The following is a 22,875-nucleotide window of genomic DNA, read 5'->3' on the forward strand; positions in this document are numbered from 1 at the left end:
GTGCACTGACTAGGTCTCGGCCTTACTGGCCCGGATCGCCTCGAACACGTTGGGATCCACCAGAGTCGAGGTGTCGCCGAGCTCACGTCCTTCGGCGACATCGCGCAGCAGTCGGCGCATGATCTTCCCGCTTCGGGTCTTGGGCAGCTCGGGTACGACGTGGATCTCCCGAGGCCTCGCAATCTTGCCGATGTCCTTGGCCACATGCTCACGAAGTTCGTGGACCATGTCATCGTCGTCGCGGTGCTTGGCGTGCGACTCGAGGATGACGAACGCGCAGATGCCCTGACCGGTTGTTTCGTCGTTGGCACCGACCACGGCCGCCTCGGCCACCCCGGAGTGGCCGACCAGTGCCGACTCCACCTCGGTGGTCGAAATCCGGTGTCCCGAAACGTTCATCACGTCATCGATGCGGCCCAGCAGCCATATCGAACCGTCGGAGTCGACCCGCGCGCCGTCGCCCGCGAAGTACCAGCCCTGCTTTCCGTAGCGGGACCAGTACGTCTCCTTGTACCTGTCCGGGTCGCCCCAGATGCCGCGCAGCATCGCCGGCCACGGCTTGTCCAACACGAGGTAACCCGTGACGTGCTCGGCCTCGTCGGCCCCCGGCACCAACTCGCGTCCCTCCTCGTCGACGATGATCGCCGAGATGCCGGGCAGCGGCTTCATCGCAGAGCCGGGCTTGGTTTCGGTGATGCCGGGCAGCGGCGAGATCATGATCGCGCCGGTCTCGGTCTGCCACCAGGTGTCGACGATCGGAGTCTTGTTGCCGCCGAACGCATCCCGATACCACCGCCATGCCTCCGGGTTGATCGGCTCACCAACCGATCCCAGCAACCGAAGACTCGACAGGTCGTGGGCATCCGGGAATTCGCGACCCCACTTCATGAACATGCGGACCAGCGTGGGCGCCGTGTAATAGATGGTGACGCCGTACTTCTCGATGATTTCGAAGTGCCGGTGTTCGTCCGGCGAGTTCGGTGTGCCCTCGTAGACCACCTGCGTTGCGCCGTTCGACAAGGGACCATAAACGATGTAGCTGTGGCCGGTGACCCAGCCGATGTCGGCGGTGCACCAGTACACATCCGTCTCGGGCTTGATGTCGAAGACGTAGTGGTGTGTGTACGAGGTTTGAGTCAGATAGCCGCCCGTCGTGTGCATGATGCCCTTGGGCTTGCCGGTGGTTCCCGAGGTGTAGAGCAGGAACAGCGGGTGTTCGGAATCGAATGCCTCGGGAGTGTGCTCCGGTGATGCCGACTCGACGGTGTCGTGCCACCAGACGTCGCGGCCCTCGGTCCACGGCGCGTCGATTCCGGTGCGGCGCACCACAAGCACGTGCTCGACGGACTCCTGACCCTTGCATGCCTCGTCGACGGACTCCTTCAGCGACACCGCCTGACCGCGCCGGAATTGCCCGTCGCTGGTGATGACGAGCTTGGCCTCGGCGTCTTCGATGCGGGCCGCGAGCGCGGTCGACGAGAAGCCGGCGAAGACGACGGAGTGCATGACGCCAAGTCGCGCGCACGCCAGCATGGAGACGATGGCCTCCGGAAGCATGGGCATGTAGATGGCGACTCGGTCGCCTGAGACGAGGCCCAGTTCGGTGAGCGCATTGGCGGCCTTGCACACGTCGGACTGCAACTGCGCGTACGTGATCGTGCGGGTGTCATCGGCTGGTTCGCCCTGCCAGTGGATCGCCACCCGGTCGCCGTTGCCCGCCTCGACGTGGCGGTCTACGCAGTTGTAGGCGACGTTGAGCTTGCCGCCGACGAACCACTTCGCGAACGGCGCCTCCGACCAGTCCAGTACCTCATCGAACGGGGTCTCCCACGCCAGCCGCTCGGCCTGTTTGGCCCAGAACGCGAGACGGTCGGCTTCGGCTTCGCGATACATCTCCTCGGTCGCGTTGGCTTGTGCGGCGAATTCGTCCGAGGGGGCGTAGGAAGACGGAACGTCGGTGTGCTTCGTCGAGGTGCCTGTCATGTCTGTGAGCGTAGTCACCCAGGCCGATGATCAGGTCTGCAAGTCACAGCTCGCTCCGCAGGCGGTGCGTCGCGAGCGCCGAACGTCGCGACAGACGGGCCCAACGGTCGGCTAGCGTGTGCTGCCGTGACCACCGCCGACCCATTGGCTCCCCTGGCAGAGCTGCCAGGCGTGGCTGAAGCGTGTGCCGAAGCCAGCGACGCTCTGGGGCGAGCGCACCGGCACCGTGCCAACCTTCGCGGATGGCCGGCGAACGCAGCAGAGGCGGGGCTGCGGGCGGCGCGGGCGTCGTCGGTTCTGGACGGCGGCGCACTGCAGTTGTCGGAGGAGGGCCCAGACCCGATCCTCGCCGGCGCCCTGCGCGTATCCGAATCGCTGGAGGGCGGAGCGACGTCCCTGATCGGGGTGTGGCAGCGCGCCCCGATGCAGGCCATCGCGAGGCTGCATGCACTGGCGGCCGCCGATATCGCCGACGACGACCACCTGGGTCGCCCGCGTTCGGACACCGACGTCGGCCGTCGTCTGGAGCTGTTGGCCGCCATCGTGACCGGCGGGATCCCTGGACCCACGCGAGGCCGGGGGGTGCCCGCGCCGGTGCTTGCGGCCGTCGCGCACGGTGAACTGCTGACGCTGGCCCCGTTCGGCAGCGCAGACGGAGTGGTGGCGCGGGCCGTTTCGCGGTTGGTGACGATCTCGACTGGGCTGGACCCGCACGGGCTGGGTGTGCCCGAGGTGTACTGGATGCGCCAGTCGGGCGACTATCGCGCTGCCGCGCGCGGGTTCGCGTCCGGGACCCCCGACGGCCTCACCGCCTGGCTGCTGATGAGTTGTCGTGCGCTGCATGCCGGTGCGCGGGAGGCGTTGGCGATCGCGCAGGGCAGCGTCGGCGAGGGCCCTCCAGCAAAGTAAAGCGGGCGACGTTCCGAACTGATTCGGCTCGCCGCCCGCTAGCACGGACTCCGGTTACCATGCGTGCTTTGGTCGGTTGCGTGGGTGGCCTCGGCGTCTTGTCGATGCGCTCCGGCTGCAACCCCACCCAAGGGGCCGTCGAAACCGTCCGCTATCGCAATTACGCAGGCCCGCAACACTTTTGCCTATTCCGCGGCATGTGCTCCGCGTGGGTGCCGGGATCCGTGCTGGGTAGCCTGGTTCGGGAGATCCGAGCCTTCTCTTCCGACTCGGCCTTGGCCTCACCAAGCTTCCGTGATTCCTTTGTACTCCGTGACCGCGGTCACATCAAGGGGCAAATGGCCGCGTCGCCGGATCGTTACGCGCAGTGCCCGCGAAAAACGCAGGAAGCAGCCGACGAGCCGGATCAGAAGGCGAAACGGCGCAACAACGAGTACGTCAGCGCGCCGGCCGCCAGCGCGCTGACACCGACCGCAGCGGTGGTTGCCATGGCCGCTCCCGATGGTGCTGGGATGCGGTCCCGAAGCGACACCGGCTTGGAGAACGTCAGCACCGGCCAGCCACGCGCCGATGCTTCTTTGCGCAATGTGCGGTCCGGGTTTACCACGGTGGGGTGGCCGACCGTTTCGAGCATCGGCACATCGGTGACCGAGTCGGAGTAGGCGTAGCAATGTTCGAGCGCGTATCCCTCGCGGGCCGCTAGCTCGCGGATCGCCTGCACCTTGCCTTCGCCGAAGCAGTAGAAGGCGATGTCGCCGGTGTACTTGCCGTCCTCGACGACCATGCGGGTCGCCATCGCATGGGTGGCCCCGAGCGCGCGGGCGATCGGGGCGACAATTTCCTCGCCAGAGGCAGAAACGACCACCACATCACGACCGCACAGCTTGTGGTCGGCGATGAGTTCGGCAGCCTCGGCGAACACCAGTGGGTTGACGATCTCGTGCAGTGTCTCACCGACGATCGACTTCACCTGCTCGACGTCCCACCCGGTGCACATGTTGGTCAGATAGGAGCGCATCCGGTCCATCTGATCGTGGTCGGCGCCCGACATCAGGAAGAGAAACTGGGCGTACGCGGACTTCAAAACCGTCCGCCGATTGATTAGCCCCTGATCGAAGAAAGGTTTGCTGAACGCTAGTGTGCTCGACTTCGCGATGACCGTTTTGTCAAGATCGAAGAAGGCGGCGGTCCGGACCGGTTCGTTAGCCGGGTGCATCGTTTGCGCCTCATTTGGGCCTTCAAAGCTGGGGCGGGATGCGGCCACGGATCCAGCATAGGGCCGTGCACTGCGCCGGAGGAAAGAAGTCTATGAAATGACAGTCTCCGACAGGTGCCGGTGACTGCATTTTTCCTGCTACGCCCATGCTTTTTAATCAGGCGCGACACTTGCGCCCATCCATGTGGCCGTGTGTATAGTGATTATTACTCGGCTTATGCCGGGTGTGCATCAGCCCGACCCCCCGGGGCTGATACACGACGACCTCCGCCTCCTCCCCCCCTGGCGGGGGTCGTCCCTTTTTCTGGGGTGTCTTCTCTCCGTCGCCAACTCGCTCCGTGTGCGGGCAACATCCTCATTGTCGCAACGTTCGTCTTTCGGACAGATGAACCGACGGCCCGTGGTTGCGGAATATCGTTTTCGCCGTCAATTTTTGCCGGTGGTCCCCAATTTGCGGTTCATCCACAGAGTCCGGGTTGACGGTGGCGCGGCGTTAGCGACAGCCCGCATGGTGGGCTCATGGGAACCACCGCCGGGATTCTCGCTCTGACGGGCGACGCTGAGCTTCGCGACGATGTTGATCGCATCGCCGCCGCGGCCGGTGTCGAAGTCGTTCACGCCAGCGAACCATCCGGTCGCAAGGTCTGGACGGGCGCGGTGGCCGTCCTGCTCGACCGCGGGGCAGCCCACCGCTGCGCGCAGCGGCTGTTACCGAGGCGAGGCTGCGTCATCCTGATCACGCGGTCGGAGCCCAGCCCCGCCGACTTCCAGGCCGCCATCGCAGTCGGCGCGCAGCGCGTCGTGGCCTTGCCCGTCCAGGACGGCGAGCTGATGGCCGAGCTGTCCGAAGCCGCCGAAGCCTCAGTGGCCGACGTCGCGCGCGGCGCGGTGGTCGCAGTCATCGCGGGACGGGGTGGAGCGGGCGCATCGGTGTTCGCGGCTGCGCTGGCGCAGACGGCGGCTCAGGTGACCGACGCGCTGCTCATCGACACCGATCCGTGGAGCGGCGGCATCGACCTCCTGCTGGGGATCGAGGCGGACGCCGGGCTGCGCTGGCCGGATCTGACGCTGCAGGGGGGACGGCTGAACTACGCATCGCTACGCGATGCGCTGCCACGGCAACGCGGCGTTTGTGTGCTCTCGGGCGGTCGCGGAGGCGGCGACGTCGACGCCGCGCCCCTCGGTGCCGTCGTCGATGCGGGCAGCCGGGGCGGCGCGACGGTGATCTGCGACGTGCCGAGGCGATCGACCGCGGCGGCCGAGACCGCACTCGAATCCGCGGATCTCGTCATCGTCCTCGCCCCGGCCGATGTGCGGTCCTGCGCCGCAGCCGAACGCGTCGCACGCTGGGTTTCCACGGTGAACCCCAACGCTGGCCTGGTCGTGCGGGGGCCCGCACCGGGCGGGCTGCGATCCTCCGACGTGGCCGAGATCGTCGGCCTTCCACTCCTTGCCGCGATGCGACCGCAAGCCGGTATTGCCGAGACGCTGGAACACGGTGGTCTTCGGTTGCGCCGCCGCTCTCCGCTCGCCAGTGCCGCGCGCCGGGTGATGGCGGTACTGCACCAGCATCCGGTGGTGAGCGCGGCATGAGCGCCTCGCTGGTTGAGCGCGTCCGCGAGCGGCTGGCCGCGGAGTCCGGACCCCTGCGGCCGACTGCGGTCGCAGCCGCCATCCGAGCGGAGTCCGGTGGCTTGCTCGGGGACGCCGAGGTGCTCAGCGGCCTGCGCGTATTGCAGACCGAACTCACCGGGGCCGGTGTGCTCGACCCGCTGCTGCGTGCAGAGGGGACCACCGATGTTCTGGTCACCGCGCCCGACGCGGTGTGGGTCGACGATGGTGACGGCCTGCGGCGCACGTCGATTCGATTCGCCGACGACGATGCCGTGCGGCGGTTGGCCCAACGGCTGGCGTTGTCGGCCGGACGTCGGCTCGACGAGGCGCAACCCTGGGTGGACGGCCAGCTGACCGGACTGGGCAGCGGGCAGTGCACCGTGCGTCTGCACGCGGTCCTGTCGCCGATCGCCCCCGCGGGCACGTGTCTGTCCCTGCGGGTGTTGCGACCCGCCACGCAGGACCTCGCCGCCCTGACGCGGACAGGAGCCATCGAGCCGTCGGCCGCGGCGCTGTTGAACGAGGTGATCGCGGCACGCCTTGCTCTGCTGGTGTCCGGGGGCACGGGTGCAGGCAAGACCACGATGCTGGCCGCCATCCTCGGCGCGGTTCCCGCGCACGAGCGCGTCGTCTGCGTCGAGGACGCCGCCGAACTGGAGCCGGCGCATCCGCATGTGGTGAAACTCGTCGCGCGACCGGCCAACGTCGAAGGCGTCGGTGAAGTGACCGTGCGCGACCTGGTCAAGCAGGCCCTGCGGATGAGACCTGACCGGATCGTCGTCGGCGAGGTTCGCGGCGCCGAGGTGGTCGATCTGCTCGCCGCCCTCAACACCGGTCACGACGGTGGAGCGGGGACCGTACACGCCAACAGACCGGCCGAGGTGCCCGCGCGACTCGAAGCGCTTGCCGCGGTCGGCGGACTGGACCGGGGTGCGCTCCACAGTCAGCTCGCGGCGGCCGTGCAGGTACTCGTCCACGTCAGCCGCGATCGCAACGGGCGACGCCGGCTCAGCGAGATCGCGGTGCTCAGCCCCGCCGGCGACGGCCGCGTCCGTGCAGTGACCGCCTGGCGCACGGGCATCGGCTTCGACCGTGGCGCCGAGCGGCTGCGAACGCTTGTGCACGAGCGGCGGCAGGCATGAGCGGTGCGGCACTGGCGCTGGCGCTCGCGCTGCTGACGGCGCCGGGACCAGCGCGGCACCGACTCCGTTCGCGCTTACCCGCCGGCGCGCAGAAACCGAGATTGGCAACGTGGCTTCTCGTTCCCTGCGGTGTCGCGCTGACACTCGCATTGGGTGCGGCCACGTCGACCGGAGCCGTCGTCGCCGCGGCCATTGCGGGCGGGACCGTCGAGATGCGGCGGCGGAACCGGCGGCGGCGCCGGACCCGCGATGCCGAAGCCGCCGCGCTCAGGGGTGCGCTGGACGTCCTCGTCGGAGAATTGCGGGTCGGCGCCCACCCCGTCGCCGCCTTCACCGTTGCCGCCGATGACACCGAGGGCGTCGTCGCGTCAGCGCTGCGGACGATCGCTGCGCGCGCACGCTTGGGCGCCGATGTCTTCGCGGGCATGCTCAGCGTGGCGCGGCGGTCGTCGCTGCCCGCGCACTGGGAGCGGCTCGCGGTGTATTGGCAGCTGGCTCAGGCGCACGGCCTGGCGATCGGCACGCTCATGCAGACCGCGCAGCGGGATCTGGTTGAGCGGCAACGGTTCTCCTCCCGCGTCGACGCCGGTATGGCGGGAGCGCGGACCACGGCCGCCGTGCTGGCCGGCCTGCCCGCCGTCGGCATCGCACTCGGACAGCTGATCGGAGCCGACCCGCTGAGCTTCCTCCTCGCGGGGGGATTCGGCGAATGGCTGTTGGTTTTGGGAGTGCTGCTCGCCTGCGCCGGTCTGCTGTGGTGCGACCGGATCACCGGTGCGGTGGTGAAATGATCTACGCTGCAGTGCTATTGGCCGTCGCGATACTGCTCGGCGGGGACAGCTCGCGGACTCGCATCCAGGTGCGAGGTCTGGGGGCAGAGAGGCCACAGCGCCGCGCCACCGCTTCCGATGACGATCCGCTGGCCACGGCGTCGGCTCTGGAGGTGCTGGCCGCGTGTCTGCGTTCGGGAATGGCGGTGTCGGCTGCCGCAGCGGCGACCGCACCGTCCGCGCCACGGCCTCTGGGCCAAATCCTGAATCGTGCTGCAGACCTGCTCGCGCTCGGGGCCGATTCTGCGACGGCGTGGTCGGATCCTGCGGACACCGACAGTCAGACCGACGCGTTCGTGCGCCTCGCCCGTCGGTCAGCCGCCTCGGGCACCGCGTTGGCCCAAGGCGTCGCCGAATTGGCCTCGCAGTCGCGCGACGATGCCGCCGATGCCGCCCGCGCTGCGGCCGAACGAGCGTCGGTGCTCATCGCGGGGCCGCTGGGATTGTGCTATCTGCCGGCGTTCTTGTGTCTGGGCATCGTGCCCGTCGTGGCGGGGTTGGCAGGGGATGTGTTGCGTTCCGGTGTGTTGTAAGGGGTTTCGAGTGATGGGGAGGACATCAATTGATACGCAAATGGGCTCGTTCGGTGCAGGCGCGAATGACCGTGATGATCGTGGACGAAAGCGGCATGTCCACGGTCGAGTACGCGATCGGCACCATCGCGGCGGCGGCATTCGGCGCGATTCTGTACACCGTCGTGACCGGAGACTCGATCGTCAGCGCGTTGACCAATATCATCAACCGCGCGCTGAACACCAACGTCTAGGCGGTGAGGTCGGCGGTGCCACGGTCGAAGCGGCGCTTGGCATCGCGGGCCTGGTCGCGGTGCTGCTGCTGTGCACAGCGGGCCTCACCGCGGTGTCGATGCACGTCCGGTGCGTCGATGCGGCCCGAGAGGCAGCACGCCTGGCAGCGCGTGGTGACGACGGCTCGAATGCCGCCCGAGCCATCGCGCCCGAGGGCGCTTCGGTGCACCTTCGTCGTGACGGCGCCCAGGTCGTCGCGACCGTCTCGGCGCAATCGGTTCTCCTGCCGGGGATCATCGTCGCGGGCCGCGCCGTCGCCGCGGTGGAACCTGGTCAGCGCTGAGTCGGGGTCGGTCACGTTGGTCGCCGTCGCGATGATGGCGGTGCTCCTGGCGATCACCGTCGCCTGCGTGTATCTCGGGTCGGCCGTCGTTGCGCGCCATCGTGCACAGGCCGCGGCCGATCTCGCCGCGCTGGCGGCCGCGGGTGGACTGGTAGACGGCGCCGCGACGGCGTGCGCACGTGCGGCCGCAGTGGCCGAGGCGATGGGCTCGTCGGTCGCGGACTGCACTGTCAGCGGTCTCGACGTCGTGGTCGCCGTCGAAGTGGGTGCCGTGCTGGGCCGGTTCGGCGTAGGCACCGCACGTGCGGTCGCGCGGGCGGGGCCGGTCGACTCAAGCCTGACGTAGCGTCGCCAGTCCGGCGAAGACGTCGTCCTCGAGCTCGACACGGTTGATCGTCACGTGCACAGCCGTCCACCCGCCGTCGTTGGCCGCCAGTCGCAGTGTGGCCGACGTGCTTCCTTTGGCGAATTCCTCTGTCATTCTTGCGATCTGGGCGCGGTCGTCAGGATGTACGAGGTGATCACCCGACAGGCTCGCCCGCCAGTTGAAGAACGGCGCGGGATCGTCGAGCCACTTCAGCAGCGTCCAGTTCGTCAGGTCGACGAGCGCACGGTGAGCGCCGGGCTGCGCCAGCCCCTTGAGGATGCGCTGTGCCAAATGGTCGGGTGAAGCCGCGTCGCTGTCGCGTTCGCCGCGCCAGTTCATCGCCCGGAGGATCAGCCGGGTGCTCCCGTCGTCCTCCTCCTCGGCGAGCACACGCGCGACGAAGCCGATGGTGATCGGTTCGCCGCGGTAGTCCGTGACGTCCCAGGAGTTGCAGATCGTCTGGCCCGGTTCACGCGTGATCGTCATCGAGAGGACCTTCGCCTCACTTGGATTGAGGTCACGCTTGGGCAGGTCTTCGGCGAACGCCCTGCCGTGCAGCACCTGGCTATCCGGCGCCCATCCGCTGTTGTGCAGGGACTCCGTGGTGTCGGTCGCGGTGCCGCTGGTGAGGTCCCAGACCAGCGGGCCGGGGACCGGGCGCGTGGGCGGTTCCATGTCGGGCGGGCCGATCCATACGTGCACCCCGTGGATGCGCCCGTCGGTCATTTGGACGACCTCGGTGCGGATTACACGGTCGTTTTTGGGCGTGATGCTGCTCAAGCCCTGTCGCGCCCGCACGGTCTCACCGATAGCGGTCTGGATCGCCATCAAATGCGGATTGCGCCTCAGGAACGCGCTGACCGGGACCAGGTTCTTGGTCCGGCGACCCTGGGCAACCACGGCGGGTTCGCTGCCCAGAGTTTCCACGAGCAGCCAGTCGTGGTTCATTAGGGCAGTTTAGGGCCGAGCGCCAGATCCTCAGCAGCCAGCAGCCGCCTACGAAATCCGTGGCAACGTGACAGTTGTGCACGGAAATTCGTTGGCTTTCGGGGTGCCAATTTCCGCAAATTGAGTTGCAACACCCGCTCCGACAAGGTAATTTGCGATTGCACCCGGTCTATCCGGACTAGGGAACGGATCGCGTTGTCCGACTGTTCTCCGCAAATGAAATGCCAGCGTTTCCACGCGTAAGGTGCTCCATCCGCATTACCGCGGGGGCGACTGTTCGAGGGGTCGGTCGCCCCTGTGGCGGCATCACCGGCCCCCGCCCCCGAGTTCGGCCAGTACCAGCCGCAGCACGGTGATCGCCCCGAGTTTGTCGAGTGGATCGTTTCCGTTTCCGCATTTCGGTGATTGCACGCACGACGGGCACCCCGTTGCGCACTCGCAGGCCTCGATCGCCGCCGCAGTCGCCGCCCACCAGGTACCCATCTTCTCGAAACCGCGGTCGGCGAATCCCGCGCCGCCGGGGTAGCCGTCGTAGACGAATATCGTCGGCAATCCATCGACCGGGCCGATCGCGGTCGACACCCCGCCGATGTCGCCGCGATCGCAGCTGGCGACCAAGGGCAGCAATCCGATCGCCGCGTGTTCGGCCGCGTGCAGCGAGCCGGGCACCCGTAGCGCCTCGATCCCGTTGCGCTGCAACGCCTCAGGCGTGACGGTGCACATCACCGCCATGGTCTCCAGGGTACGCGTGGGCATGTCGAGTTCCACGAAGTCGATGACTTCACCGGTCAGCCGGCGACGGAGATACCCGATGACGGTGTTCGTCACCGACACCGGGACCAGCCCGACCGTGACCGGCCCGTACGCCCTTCGCTCACCCTCGCCGGTGACGGAGATGTCGGTCAGTTCGCGCGCGAACGTGGTGTAACCGGGATCCTCGGCGTGGACGAACGCGACGCCGTCCTCGAAATCAAGCGAGTCGACGACGTAACTCTCACCCTGATGCAGGTAGACGGCCCCCGGATGGACCGACGCCGGCGCCTGGCCGGCTCCCGCACTGCCCAGCATCCGGCCCGTGCCGGCCTCCAGTATCGCGATCTGGCCGCCCGACGATCCGCGGATGTCGACGGCCGGGTGTGGATCGACACCGGGTGTGGCGAAGTAGCCGGCGGGCCGCTTGCGCAGCAGGCCGTCGTCGACGAGCGCGGCCGCGACCGCCTCGGCGTCCCACATCCGCACCTCCGCTTCGGTCAGCGGCAGTTCGGTCGCGGCGCAGAGGAGTTGCGGGCCAAGCACATACGGGTTGGACGGGTCGATGACCACCCGCTCGATCGGCTTGTCCAAAAGCGCCGCCGGATGATGAACCAGATACGTGTCGAGTGGGTCGTCGCGGGCGATCAGCACGATCAGGGCACTCTGACCCCGGCGGCCCGCGCGGCCGGCCTGCTGCCAGAAGGACGTCACCGTGCCGGGGAATCCGGCCAGCACGACGGCGTCGAGGCCCGCGATGTCGACGCCGAGTTCCAGGGCGTTGGTGGTCGCCAACCCCCGCAATTCGCCATCGGCGAGTGCGCGCTCCAGCGCGCGACGGTCTTCGGCCAGATAGCCCGCCCGGTATGACGCCACCCGGTCGGCGAGGTCTGGTGCGAGTTCTTCCAGCCGTGCGCGTGCACCGAGTGCGGTGAGTTCGGCGCCGCGCCGCGAGCGCACGAACGTCAGTGTGCGGGCACCCTCGGCAATCAGATTCCCCATCACCTGGGCCGCGTCCGCACCTGCCGAACGTCGCACCGGGGCACCGTTTTCACCGACGAGGTCGTCGAGCAGCGCCGGTTCCCAGAGCGCGACGGTGCGCGCGCCCTGCGGAGAACCGTCCTGGGTGACCTCGGCGACCGTCTCGCCGATCAGCTCCGACGCGGTGATGGCGGGGGAGGCGGTGGTGGCGCTGGCGAAGATCACCGTTGGCCCCGAACCGGTCGCCGAATAGCGGGTGCACAAGCGCAGTAGTCGTCGCAGCACCATGGCTACGTTGGAGCCGAAAACACCACGGTAGTAATGACATTCGTCGACAACGACGTAACGCAGGTTCCGCAGGAAGACTGCCCAACGCGCATGGTTGCGCAGCAGCGAAAGGTGGATCATGTCGGGATTGGAGAAGATCCACCGCGACCGTTCACGCGCGAAGCGTCGCACATCGGTTGGGCTGTCGCCGTCGTACGAGCTCGGGGCGACATCGCGCAGCGCGGGTATCGCCTCGGTGAGCGCCACCGCGGCGCGCAACTGATCGTGGCCGAGCGCCTTGGTGGGCGACAGATACAGCACTCGGGAGCGCGAATCGCTTTTCAGCGCCGTCAATATCGGTAGTTGGTAGGCCACCGACTTGCCCGAGGCCGTCCCCGTGCTGAGCACGACGTGGCGGCCGGTGTGCGCGAGGTCGGCAGCGGTGAGCTGATGCGACCACGGCGCCTTGACACCGCGATCAACGAACGCCTGCACCACATCTGGGTCGGCCCACTGCGGCCAGCCGTGGTGATCGCCCTGTCGTGGGGGCAGATCGGCGACATGACGCAACGGATTGTGCCCGCCGGAAGTGGCCCCAGCAACGGCACCGTCGACCGCGCAAGCGAGCAGCTCGCGGCCGAAATCTGCCATTACATGCCCTCCTGAGACGGTCCTTACGTGAATTGTTCCCCAATCAATCGCTTCTCCACTGTCGCCGCAGCCCAGAACGTGATTGACTGATCGCGGTCGCAGCTTCTGTGTTCGGATTTCGCTCGCAGGATCGACGTTGCGATCGCGGTTCCTGCGAGGGTTGTAGGTCGGGTCGAGTTCCGAGCACTCCACGAAGGTATGGCGGTCGGAACGGGCCCGGGGCACCGGAATGGTGAACCGCACCCGGTAAGAAGAGAAGGAAAGTACGAGAGATGCCACAGGGAACTGTGAAGTGGTTCAACGCGGAAAAGGGCTTCGGGTTCATCGCCCCCGAGGACGGTTCTGCTGACGTGTTCGTCCACTACACGGAAATTCAAGGAAGCGGCTTCCGCACCCTTGAGGAGAACCAGAAGGTCGAGTTCGAGGTTGGCCAGAGCCCCAAGGGCCCGCAGGCCACAGGCGTTCGCGCCGTCTAACCGACGCACTTAAGGAAACCCCCCGCACGGCTCCGTCAACGAGCACCGCGGGGGTGTTTTCGTTTTGTGGGTGCCCGGCCCGGCGACCCGCCGGTGAGGCAGTCCCTGGCTTAGTGTCGAACCGTGAGCCAGCTGTCGTTCTTCTCTGCCGAGTCGGTGCCGCCCGCCGTGGCCGACTTGACCGGGATGCTCGCCGCACCGGGTCAGGTGGTGCTGGTGGGTACGGGCTCACAAGCGGGCGCGCGCCTGTCGGTCGTGGTGGACCAGGTGTGGCGCGCCCAGGGCTTGGCCGAGATGATCATCGAGGCCGGCCTGGAGCCCGAGATCGCCCGCACCGACGAGAACAATCCGCTGGTGCGCACCGCCGTCGATGCTCGCCTGGTCGGTATTGCGGCGGATTGGACACGTGGCGCCGTCAAGACCGTGCCGCCGCAGTGGTTACCCGGGCCGAGGGAATTGCGGGCCTGGACGCTCGCGGCAGGCACCCCAGAGGCCGACCGCTATCTCCTCGGTCTGGACCCGCACGCTCCTGACACACATTCACCACTCGCGTCGGCGATGATGCGAATCGGGATAGCCCCGACTCTGATCGGAACCAGAGGGTCCCGTCCAGCGCTGCGGATCAGCGGCCGCCGCCGACTATCGCGCCTGGTAGAGAATGTGGGGGAACCACCTGGGAACGTCGACGCGTTCGCCCAGTGGCCCAGGATCTGACGCTGGGGAACCGGGGGGTCAGTTTGCGTCGGCCCGCGCAGAATGCGAAATTGTCAGTTGCCGACGAGGCCTTGACGCATATTGAGCGCGTAATCGGGCGTTGTAGGCGAAGAAAAGAGTGGAGCGAAGGCACTGGTGGCAGACGGGGACGGCAGTAGCGGCCGCAACGGTAATGTGCGGCGACTCGTCATAGTCGAGTCGCCGACCAAGGCTCGTAAGATAGCCGGTTACCTGGGCTCCAATTACATCGTCGAGTCGTCGCGGGGGCACATCCGCGACCTGCCGAGGGCGGCCGCCGACGTACCCGCGAAGTACAAGTCGGAGTCGTGGGCCCGCCTCGGAGTCAATGTCGACGCCGACTTCGAGCCGCTCTACATCATCAGCCCGGAGAAGAAGAGCACTGTCGCGGAGCTGAAAGACCTTCTCAAGGACGTCGACGAGCTCTATCTGGCCACAGACGGCGATCGCGAGGGCGAGGCCATCGCGTGGCACCTGCTGGAAACGCTGAAACCGCGCATCCCGGTCAAACGGATGGTGTTCCACGAGATCACCGAACCGGCCATCCGCGCCGCGGCCGAGGACCCCCGCGACCTGGACATCGACCTGGTCGACGCGCAGGAGACCCGGCGCATCCTGGACCGGCTGTACGGATATGAAGTCAGCCCGGTGCTGTGGAAGAAGGTCGCGCCCAAGCTGTCGGCCGGTCGTGTGCAGTCCGTCGCGACCCGCATCATCGTGTCGCGCGAACGGGAGCGCATGGCGTTCCGCAGCGCGGGCTACTGGGATGTGACGGCCGAGCTCGACGCCAGTGTGTCCAACCCGCAGGCGTCGCCGCCCACGTTCACGGCCAAGTTGAACTCCGTCGACGGTCGTCGCATCGCCACCGGCCGCGACTTCGACTCCCTTGGCGGGCTCAAGAAGCCCGACGAGGTGCTCGTGCTCGACGAGTCCGCGGCCGGCGCGCTGGCCACCGGACTGCGTGGCGCCCAACTCGAGGTGTCATCCGTCGAGCAGAAGCCTTACACCCGTAAGCCTTACGCGCCGTTCATGACGTCGACGCTGCAGCAAGAGGCCGGCCGGAAGCTGCGGTTCTCCTCGGAGCGCACGATGAGCATCGCGCAGCGGCTCTACGAGAACGGCTACATCACCTATATGCGTACCGACTCGACCACGCTGTCGCAGTCGGCCATCAATGCCGCACGGAATCAGGCCACCCAGCTGTACGGCCAGGAATACGTGCACCCGTCGCCGCGGCAGTACACCCGCAAGGTCAAGAACGCCCAGGAGGCGCACGAGGCCATCCGTCCCGCGGGCGACGTGTTCCAGACTCCCGGACAGCTGCACGCGCAACTGGACACCGATGAGTTCCGGCTCTACGAGCTGATCTGGCAGCGCACCGTCGCGTCGCAGATGGCCGACGCCCGAGGCACGACGCTGTCGCTGCGCATTGCCGGAGCCGCCCCGGCGGCGACATTGGGCGGGGCTCAGTCTTCCGAACACCAGGTCGTGTTCAGCGCCAGCGGCCGCACCATCACGTTCGCGGGCTTCCTGAAGGCCTACGTCGAGAGCATCGACGACCAGGCAGGCGGTGAGGCCGACGACGCCGAGAGCCGGCTGCCGAATCTAGAGCAAGGCCAGCGCGTCGACGCCAGGGAGCTCACCGCCGACGGTCACACCACGTCGCCGCCCGCTCGCTACACCGAGGCGTCGCTGATCAAGGCGCTGGAAGACCTCGGTATCGGTAGGCCGTCGACGTATTCCTCGATCATCAAGACGATTCAGGACCGCGGCTACGTGCACAAGAAGGGCAGCGCCCTGGTGCCGTCGTGGGTGGCGTTCGCCGTCACCGGTCTGCTCGAACAGCACTTCGGGCGGTTGGTCGACTACGGCTTCACCGCGGCCATGGAGGATGAGCTCGACGAGATCGCCGCGGGCAACGAGCAGCGGACCAACTGGCTGACGAACTTCTACTTCGGCGGCGAGCATGGGGTGGCCGACTCGATCGCACGCTCGGGTGGTCTCAAGAAGCTGGTGGGCGTGAACCTCGAGGGTATCGATGCCCGAGAAGTCAACTCCATCAAGCTATTCGACGACGACCAGGGCCGCCCGATCTACGTCCGGGTCGGCAAGAACGGGCCGTATCTCGAGCGCATGGTGGCCGACGAGGAGGGCGAGGCTGGGGAGCTCAAGCCGCAGCGCGCCAACCTCAAGGACGAGCTGACGCCAGACGAGCTGACGCTCGAACTTGCCGAAAAGCTCTTCTCCACACCGCAAGAGGGCCGGTCTCTGGGTGTCGACCCGGCGACCGGACACGAGATCGTCGCGAAGGACGGTCGCTACGGCCCGTACGTCACCGAGGTGCTGCCCGCACCGCCGGAGCCTCCTGACGACGGCGCGGGGTCGGGTGCGAAGAAGACCAAGAAGCCGACGGGTCCGAAGCCGCGCACCGGCTCGCTGCTGCGCACGATGGATCTGGAGACGGTGACGTTGGAGGACGCGCTGCGGCTGTTGTCGTTGCCGCGCGTGGTCGGGGTGGACCCGAACACCAACGAGGAGATCACTGCGCAGAACGGCCGCTATGGGCCATATCTCAAGCGCGGCACCGACTCTCGTTCGCTTACCACCGAAGAGCAGATGTTCGACATCACGCTCGATGAGGCGCTGAAGATCTACTCGGAGCCGAAACGCCGTGGTGGACAACGGGCTTCGGCGCCGCCGCTGCGCGAGCTCGGCAATGACCCCGCCAGCGGCAGCCCAATGGTGATCAAGGACGGTCGATTTGGGCCTTACGTCACCGACGGTGAGACCAACGCCAGCCTGCGCAAGGGTGACGATGTGATGTCGCTGACCGACGAGCGGGCCGCAGAGTTGCTTGCCGACCGCAGGGCCAGGGGACCGGTCAAGAAGAAAGCGACCAAGAAGGCCGCGAAGAAAAAAGCTCCCGCCAAGAAGGCGGCCAAGAAGGCCTAACTGGGCCGGGGTTCCTCGACGAGGGCCTCACGATCTGCGGCGGCCTCCTCCGGGGTCACCAGGTTCAGCGGCCGGGCCAGCTGGGTCGGGGCCACGCGCCCGCGCAGTTCGACGATCTCGCCGACGTCCCAGCACAGGGCTTCCGCGTCGAGAGCACCGCTGACCGCGATGGCCGATGCGAGCACATGACCCGCCTCCAGCTTGGCCAATTCGGTCAGCCGCGCCGCCTCGTTGACCGGATCGCCGATCACGGTGTACTCGAAACGCGCCTGCGCGCCGATGTGCCCGGCGATCGCGCGGCCGGCCGACACCCCGATACCGAACTCGGTTTGGTCGAGCACCTTGATGACCTCGTCGTGCAACTCGCGTGAGGCCGCCAACGCTGCCCCGCACGCATCGGGGTGCTCGATCGGGGCTCCGAAGATCGCGAGGGCCGCGTCGCCCTGGAACTTGTTGACGAACCCGCCATGGCGGTTCACGGTGTCGACGACCACCCGGAAGAAGTCGTTGAGCAGATTGACGACTTCGCCTGCGGGCATGGTCGCCGCCAGCTCTGTCGAGCCGACGAGGTCGACGAACAGCACGGCGACGTCGCGTTCCTGGCCGCCGAGTTCGGTTCCGCGCTCCAGCGCCCGCCGGGCGACGTCCTCGCCGACGTAGCGGCCGAACAGGTCGCGCAGCCGCTGCCGCTCGGCGAGGTCACGGACCATGTCGTTGAACCCCGCCTGCAGCAGGCCCAGCTCGCTGGCGTCGTAGATCTGCATGTGGGCGTTGTAATTGCCGCGCTGCACCTCACCCAGCGCCCAGCGCAGCTGGCGCAGCGGGTCGGCGATCGACATGGCCACCAGCACGGTGCCGAACAGGCCGATGATCAGCGCGGCGATGGCCAGCAGCAGGATCGGCGTGGTCAGCTTGTCGGCGGGTGCGGTGAGCACCTCGAACTTGCTGGCCACCAGAGCCAGCACGATCGCGAGGATCGGCACTCCGGTCGACAACACCCACGTCATGACCTGGCGCTGGATCACGCCGGGCGCGCGAAAGTTCTCGGGGACGCCGCCGCGCAGGGCGGCCACGGCGACCGGCCGCAACACCCGCTCGGACTGCAGATACCCGATGATCGCCGTCGCTGTGGCGCCGAGGCCGCTGGCGACGGCCACGACCGGCGCCGACCTGCTGGCCACCGGCCAGCTGGCGACGATGAACACCACCGACCCGAGCAGCCAGTTCGCGACGTTGATCATCGTGCGGTAGTAGGGCATCTTCAGCGCGCGAACACGGGCCAGCTCGGTGACGGCCGGGTCGCTATCGGTCAGCAGCGTGTCCCGGCGTTGCCAGCGGATCACCGGGATGAGGAGCCGCAGGCTCAGGTACGACGCGGTCGTGAACGAGACGAACAAAAAGCCCAGGAACACCGCCAGGTTGAACGCAGGCAGGTCCTGTAGCTGGATGCGGTCCTCGGGCGGCAAGCCGAACCGCAGAAAGCTCAGGACCAGCAGCGCGCCGATGATGTCGGCCTGCAGCATCCCGAGGGTGAACACCGGCCACGGTGTGCGCGCGACCCAGCGGACGAATGCGCCGATTCGCCTGACGGGTATGGCCCCAGTGGTCACTGATCAACCGTATCGGTCGACGGGGACGGGAAAAGGCGCAAATGAGCCCTGTGGGACGGACGTGTCGCTTCGCAGCACTACTGTTATCCGCGATGACGGGTGTCTTTTCGCGTCTGGTGGGTCAGCACGCCGTGGAAGCCGAGTTGATCGCCGCCGCGCAGGCCGCGCGCGGTGATTCGGCTCACAGTGGTGGTTCCGGCGCGGACCCGGCCGCCGGGTCCATGACACACGCGTGGCTGATCACCGGGCCGCCCGGGTCGGGCCGATCGATCGCCGCGTTGTGCTTTGCCGCTGCCCTGCAGTGCACCAGTGACGGCGTTCCGGGCTGCGGGGAGTGCCGCGCCTGTACGACGGCGATGGCCGGCACCCACGCCGATGTGCGGCGAATCGTGCCCGAGGGCTTGTCCATCGGGGTGGACGAGATGCGCGCCATCGTGCAGATCGCGTCGCGGCGGCCGGGGACGGGACGCTGGCAGGTGGTGCTGATCGAGGATGCCGACCGGCTGACCGAGGGTGCGGCGAATGCGCTGCTCAAGGTCGTCGAGGAGCCGCCGCCGTCGACGGTGTTCCTGCTCTGCGCACCGTCGGTGGACCCCGAGGACATCGCGATCACGCTGAGGTCCCGGTGCAGGCATGTGGCACTGGTGACGCCGCCGGTCGACGCCATCGCGCAGGTGCTGATCGAGAACGATGGTCTGGCCGAGGACGACGCCCGGTGGGCGGCGTCGGTCAGCGGGGGACATGTCGGCAGGGCGCGGCGGCTGGCCGTCGACCAGGAGGCGCGTGACCGCCGTCAGCGGGCGCTGGGGCTGGCCCGCGACGCCGCGACGCCGTCGCGGGCATATGCCGCGGCTGAGGAACTGGTCGCCGCGGCCGAGGCGGAGGCGGTGTCGCTGACCGTCGACCGCAACGAGACCGAGGCCGAGGAGCTGCGCACCGCTTTGGGCGCCGGTGGGACGGGCAAGGGCACCGCGGGCACGATGCGTGGTGCGACCGGTGCGCTCAAAGATCTTGAGCGACGGCAGAAGTCGCGTAAGACGCGGGCGTCGCGCGACGCGCTCGACCGGGCATTGATCGACCTGGCCACCTATTTCCGCGATGCGTTGCTGGTGTCCTCTGGCGCGGGCGCCATTCAACCGAACCACCCCGACATGGGTGAGCGGGTGGCCGCGATGGCCGCCCATGCGCCGCCGGACAAGCTGCTGCGCTGCATCGAGGCGGTGCTGGAGTGCCGAGAGGCCCTGGACATGAACGTGAAGCCGAAGTTCGCGGTCGACGCGATGGTGGCCACGGTGGGGCAGGCACTGCGCGACTGACTTGGGAGCGCGGTGCGCCCTGTCGTAGACTCGTGCCGCCCGTGTTGATGCTCTTCGCGCAAGCGCTCATCGGCCAGGGGCGCGCCACCTTAGCTCAGTCGGTAGAGCGATTCACTCGTAATGAATAGGTCAGGAGTTCGATTCTCCTAGGTGGCTCAAGAACTCCCCGCGTGTGATTTGTGCACAATCGCGAGCGGTAGGCGCTCCTGAATGTGCACAATTCGTGTTGGTCAAGACGTGGGCGCCACGAATCCGACCGGTCCCGACGCGATGCACACCGACAACGCCGCGGTGTTGGCGCTCACGTCGATCGCGTCACCCGCGCCGGGCAGTCGGACGAACACGCGGTTCAGCCCCGGGTGCACCGGCACCTTCACCTCGACCCCTTCGGTCAGCGACATCGTCAGCGATCCATCGCTGTTGGCCAGGTAGTTGATCTCGGCGGTCCAGTCGGCGGGCAGCAACGGACCGTCCAGCGGCATGCGTACGGGAAAATCCGGCTGAACGAGATAGCCGCACTGCGGCTGCGGTCCCTCGACGATGCTGCGCACCCACGTGACTTTTGCGTCGACCAGCCGCCCTGAGCTGTCCAGCATGCGTAAGTCGGTTGTCGCCGATCCGAATTCGGGCCTGTCCTGCAGCAGCGCGAACATGTGGCTGGCCAGGTTCTCGGGTCCGACCACCCGCTGCAGCACCAGCGGGTCGACCTCCTGATCGAGCATCGCCGCGCTGGACCTTTGCGCGGCCGCGGCCAGGCCCGCCTCGGCGTTCTGCAGATACGGCTGTGCCGGGTTGTCGCGCCAGCTGGTCAGGAACGTCGCCGTCGAATACAGGCTGCTGGCCACGAATGCCGTTACCGCAACGACGATCACGCCCGTCCGGGCGCGGGAGGCGTCCAGCCACTCGGTTCCCTCGCGGTTGGGCGCGCACAGCCCGACGGCCGCCAGCAGCGCCAGCACGACGACGAGATCGGGCAGGTATCGCAGCGTCTGCGCCAACTCGAGCGCGGTGAACTGCGACGACCGCATCAGGTAGATAGGTATCTGACAGGCCACCGCGTACCCGACCGCCACCAGCCACACCGCACCGATGCGCCGCTTGCGAACGACGGTCAGCGCGACCACGGCCGCCAGCACCACCCAGCCCAGCACCATCACGGTCACCGGCGGCGTACCCCACGGCGATGCAGGTGCCCACCGCTGCCAATCCCACGGTCCACCAACGAGTCCGGGCACGATGCCGTGCGTCACCGACCGGGCCAGCAGATCCCACGTCATCGACCAGTCGAGGGTCCATCGCTTCTGGTCGACGACGGCGAGGTACACCGCGATCCATGCGGCCGTCACCGCCAGCGACGAGACCCACAACCGAACACCGCTGCGCCACACCGTCATCGGAGATCCCGTGCCGGTGACGTATGCCAGCAGCGCCGCTACGGCGAACGCGACGAACGGGATGACGGCGGCCTTTTCGAAGAACAGCAGACCGCCGACGAACACCAGCAGACCCGTCACGGCATAGCGCTTATTGCCGGTGCGCACCAGCAGCACGGCGTCCCCGCACACCCACGCCAGCGCCGCCAGCATGGGAAGGGAGTTCAATGCCGCCGCCCACCACGCGAAGCCGGGGACAGCCATCGGCGTGAACAGTGCGAACGTCAACGGCACCAACAGGACCGGCCGCCAGCCGAGAATCACGTGCAGTGCCCGTAGCAGCGCGAGCGACGCCAGCAGCTGCAGCACAATGAGGCTGAGTGCCGGCAGGAACCATTGCAGCGGCGCCAGGCGAGTGATCCCGCCGGCGACGAGGAACGCCGCGGGCATGACATGGCCGTCGTGGTCGTCGAACAGGTAGCCCGGCGAGAGGAGATTCTGGGTGCCCGCCCGGCCGATGAGGATCAGGTCGTCCCAGTAGAAGTAGCCGCTGAACGCGAGCACCGCGCGAACGACCAGTTGCACCGCGATCAGCGTGACAGCGGCGCGGACGACCCAGTTGCCTTGCCCGGTAATCCTTTTCACGCCGGATATGTGTCGCCGGCTTGGCTGCGCGCCGCCCACGCGGAAGACACCATCTCGCCGAGCGAATGCCGCATCTTCCAGTCCAGGTCCCGGGCGGCCAGATCGCCTGCCGCGACGATGCGGGCGGGATCGCCGGGGCGTCGGGGTTTGATGATCGGTTCGAACTCGATTCCGGTCGCTTCCCGGATCGCCGTCATGATCTCGCGCACGGATGTGCCGTCGCCGCTGCCGAGGTTGTAGACGGGTTCGACCGGCTGGCCGGCCGTCAGCCGTTTCGCGGCGGCGACGTGAGCCAGCGCCAGATCGGCGACATGGATGTAGTCGCGCACACACGTGCCGTCCGGCGTCGGATAGTCGTCGCCGTTGATCTGTGGGGTCTCGCCCCGGTAGAGCATGTTGAAGACCAACGGGAACAGGTTGTGCGGACTCACGTCGAACAGGTCGGTCGAACCCGAGCCGACCACGTTGAAATAACGCAGGCTCGTGTGCTCGAGACCGGAGGCTCGCCCGGCGTCGCGCAGGAGCCATTCGCCGATCAGCTTGGTCTCGCCGTATGGCGACTCCGGCCGGGTCGGGGTGTCCTCGGTGACGATGTCGACGTCCGGCGTGCCGAAGGTGGCCGCACTCGACGAGAACACCATCTTGTTGACGCTCTCGGCGTCCATCGCCTTGAGCAGCGTCACCATCGCCGACACGTTCTGCTCATAGGTGTGCAGCGGTCGGCGGACGGATACGCCCGCGTACTTGTAGCCGGCGATGTGGATGACGCCCTCGACACCGTGGTCTCGCAGCGTCCGCGTGACGAGGTCACCGTCCAGCAGGGTGCCGCGCACGAACGGCACGGATTCGGGCACGAACTGCGCCAGCCCGGAGGACAGGTCGTCGAGCACCACCACCGGAATATCGGCGTCTTGGAGGGCGCGGACCACGTGTGACCCGATGTAGCCCGCCCCGCCCGTCACCATCCACGTCATGTTGGAGCCGAGTCTAGAGAGCGAATACGTCGCCGAGTCTGTCCCCTGGC

The 22,875-nt window shown here is 67.6% G+C and carries 19 protein-coding genes and 1 tRNA gene; 13 read left to right on the plus strand and 7 right to left on the minus strand.

Translation table 11 applies throughout. From position 1 onward, the window contains the following. Positions 1-9 precede the first annotated feature (9 nt). On the minus strand, positions 10-1,983 hold the full coding sequence (gene acs, locus M1248_RS07185) for an acetate--CoA ligase (RefSeq protein WP_163731743.1): 1,974 nt from the start codon (positions 1,981-1,983) through the stop codon (positions 10-12). 126 nt (positions 1,984-2,109) lie between these two features. On the opposite strand from acs, the gene M1248_RS07190 reads away from it, so the two are divergent. Next, a complete protein-coding gene (locus tag M1248_RS07190) occupies positions 2,110-2,892 on the plus strand; it encodes an oxidoreductase (protein WP_163731740.1) in 783 nt (260 codons plus the stop codon). A gap of 406 nt (positions 2,893-3,298) precedes the next feature. On the opposite strand, the gene M1248_RS07195 is transcribed toward M1248_RS07190, so the two are convergent. Further along, positions 3,299-4,108: an HAD-IB family hydrolase gene (locus M1248_RS07195; RefSeq protein WP_163737836.1), complete on the minus strand. Its 810-nt coding sequence runs from the start codon at positions 4,106-4,108 to the stop codon at positions 3,299-3,301. A 519-nt stretch (positions 4,109-4,627) separates the two neighbouring features. Here M1248_RS07195 and ssd point away from each other — a divergent pair. The 7 genes from ssd (at position 4,628) to M1248_RS07230 (ending at position 9,129) form a co-directional block, all read left to right on the plus strand. Further along, entirely contained in the window at positions 4,628-5,701 is a 1,074-nt protein-coding gene (ssd, locus tag M1248_RS07200; protein ID WP_317147925.1) for a septum site-determining protein Ssd, read from the plus strand. Further along, the gene (locus M1248_RS07205; RefSeq protein ID WP_163731734.1) at positions 5,698-6,864 is read left to right on the plus strand and encodes a TadA family conjugal transfer-associated ATPase; all 1,167 of its coding nucleotides are present in this window, start codon (positions 5,698-5,700) and stop codon (positions 6,862-6,864) included. The genes ssd and M1248_RS07205 overlap by 4 nt, the downstream gene beginning before the upstream one ends. Then, positions 6,861-7,655: a type II secretion system F family protein gene (locus M1248_RS07210; protein WP_163731731.1), complete on the plus strand. Its 795-nt coding sequence runs from the start codon at positions 6,861-6,863 to the stop codon at positions 7,653-7,655. The genes M1248_RS07205 and M1248_RS07210 overlap by 4 nt, the downstream gene beginning before the upstream one ends. Then, a complete protein-coding gene (locus M1248_RS07215) occupies positions 7,652-8,227 on the plus strand; it encodes a type II secretion system F family protein (RefSeq protein WP_163731728.1) in 576 nt (191 codons plus the stop codon). Before M1248_RS07210 ends, M1248_RS07215 begins: the two co-directional genes overlap by 4 nt. A 65-nt stretch (positions 8,228-8,292) precedes the next feature. Continuing rightward, the gene (locus tag M1248_RS07220; protein WP_083126245.1) at positions 8,293-8,460 is read left to right on the plus strand and encodes a DUF4244 domain-containing protein; all 168 of its coding nucleotides are present in this window, start codon (positions 8,293-8,295) and stop codon (positions 8,458-8,460) included. Between the two features lie 41 nt (positions 8,461-8,501). After that, the gene (locus M1248_RS07225; RefSeq protein WP_232076637.1) at positions 8,502-8,783 is read left to right on the plus strand and encodes a TadE family type IV pilus minor pilin; all 282 of its coding nucleotides are present in this window, start codon (positions 8,502-8,504) and stop codon (positions 8,781-8,783) included. Between the two features lie 16 nt (positions 8,784-8,799). Beyond that, positions 8,800-9,129 (plus strand): Rv3654c family TadE-like protein, encoded by a 330-nt coding sequence (locus tag M1248_RS07230; protein WP_232076198.1) that lies wholly within the window; start codon positions 8,800-8,802, stop codon positions 9,127-9,129. Here M1248_RS07230 and M1248_RS07235 read toward each other — a convergent pair. Both M1248_RS07235 and M1248_RS07240 read right to left on the minus strand, forming a co-directional pair. After that, positions 9,115-10,098, minus strand: a complete 984-nt coding sequence (locus M1248_RS07235; RefSeq protein WP_317147926.1) for a PAS domain-containing protein — start codon at positions 10,096-10,098, stop codon at positions 9,115-9,117. The two genes, M1248_RS07230 and M1248_RS07235, sit on opposite strands and share 15 nt — an antisense overlap. 306 nt (positions 10,099-10,404) lie before the next feature. Then, the gene (locus tag M1248_RS07240; protein ID WP_317147927.1) at positions 10,405-12,747 is read right to left on the minus strand and encodes a DEAD/DEAH box helicase; all 2,343 of its coding nucleotides are present in this window, start codon (positions 12,745-12,747) and stop codon (positions 10,405-10,407) included. Positions 12,748-13,019: 272 nt separating this feature from the next. On the opposite strand from M1248_RS07240, the gene M1248_RS07245 reads away from it, so the two are divergent. The 3 genes from M1248_RS07245 to topA all read left to right on the plus strand — a co-directional run bounded on the left by M1248_RS07245 (position 13,020) and on the right by topA (position 16,907). Beyond that, positions 13,020-13,223, plus strand: a complete 204-nt coding sequence (locus M1248_RS07245) for a cold-shock protein (RefSeq protein ID WP_006243848.1) — start codon at positions 13,020-13,022, stop codon at positions 13,221-13,223. 123 nt (positions 13,224-13,346) lie between these two features. Next, on the plus strand, positions 13,347-13,937 hold the full coding sequence (locus M1248_RS07250; protein ID WP_163731685.1) for a hypothetical protein: 591 nt from the start codon (positions 13,347-13,349) through the stop codon (positions 13,935-13,937). 135 nt (positions 13,938-14,072) lie between these two features. After that, positions 14,073-16,907 carry a type I DNA topoisomerase gene (gene topA / locus M1248_RS07255; RefSeq protein ID WP_163731683.1) on the plus strand — a complete coding sequence of 945 codons (2,835 nt, stop codon included), beginning with the start codon at positions 14,073-14,075 and terminating at the stop codon, positions 16,905-16,907. On the opposite strand, the gene M1248_RS07260 is transcribed toward topA, so the two are convergent. After that, positions 16,904-18,517 carry an adenylate/guanylate cyclase domain-containing protein gene (locus tag M1248_RS07260; RefSeq protein WP_163731680.1) on the minus strand — a complete coding sequence of 538 codons (1,614 nt, stop codon included), beginning with the start codon at positions 18,515-18,517 and terminating at the stop codon, positions 16,904-16,906. The two genes, topA and M1248_RS07260, sit on opposite strands and share 4 nt — an antisense overlap. A gap of 92 nt (positions 18,518-18,609) precedes the next feature. Between M1248_RS07260 and M1248_RS07265 the strand changes: the two genes are divergently transcribed. After that, complete coding sequence (locus M1248_RS07265; RefSeq protein ID WP_163731677.1) at positions 18,610-19,833, plus strand: DNA polymerase III subunit delta'; 1,224 nt, start codon at positions 18,610-18,612, stop codon at positions 19,831-19,833. 83 nt (positions 19,834-19,916) lie between these two features. Beyond that, a tRNA-Thr gene (locus M1248_RS07270) sits at positions 19,917-19,989 on the plus strand. A gap of 74 nt (positions 19,990-20,063) precedes the next feature. Here the strand turns inward: M1248_RS07270 and M1248_RS07275 are convergent. Together M1248_RS07275 and galE are read right to left on the minus strand one after the other, a co-directional pair. After that, positions 20,064-21,842 carry a hypothetical protein gene (locus tag M1248_RS07275; RefSeq protein WP_317147968.1) on the minus strand — a complete coding sequence of 593 codons (1,779 nt, stop codon included), beginning with the start codon at positions 21,840-21,842 and terminating at the stop codon, positions 20,064-20,066. A gap of 5 nt (positions 21,843-21,847) precedes the next feature. Continuing rightward, positions 21,848-22,825: a UDP-glucose 4-epimerase GalE gene (gene galE, locus M1248_RS07280; protein ID WP_163731674.1), complete on the minus strand. Its 978-nt coding sequence runs from the start codon at positions 22,823-22,825 to the stop codon at positions 21,848-21,850. Positions 22,826-22,875: the final 50 nt, after the last annotated feature.

The organism is Mycobacterium sp. 29Ha, assembly GCF_032883055.1.
GTDB lineage: Bacteria > Actinomycetota > Actinomycetes > Mycobacteriales > Mycobacteriaceae > Mycobacterium > Mycobacterium gallinarum.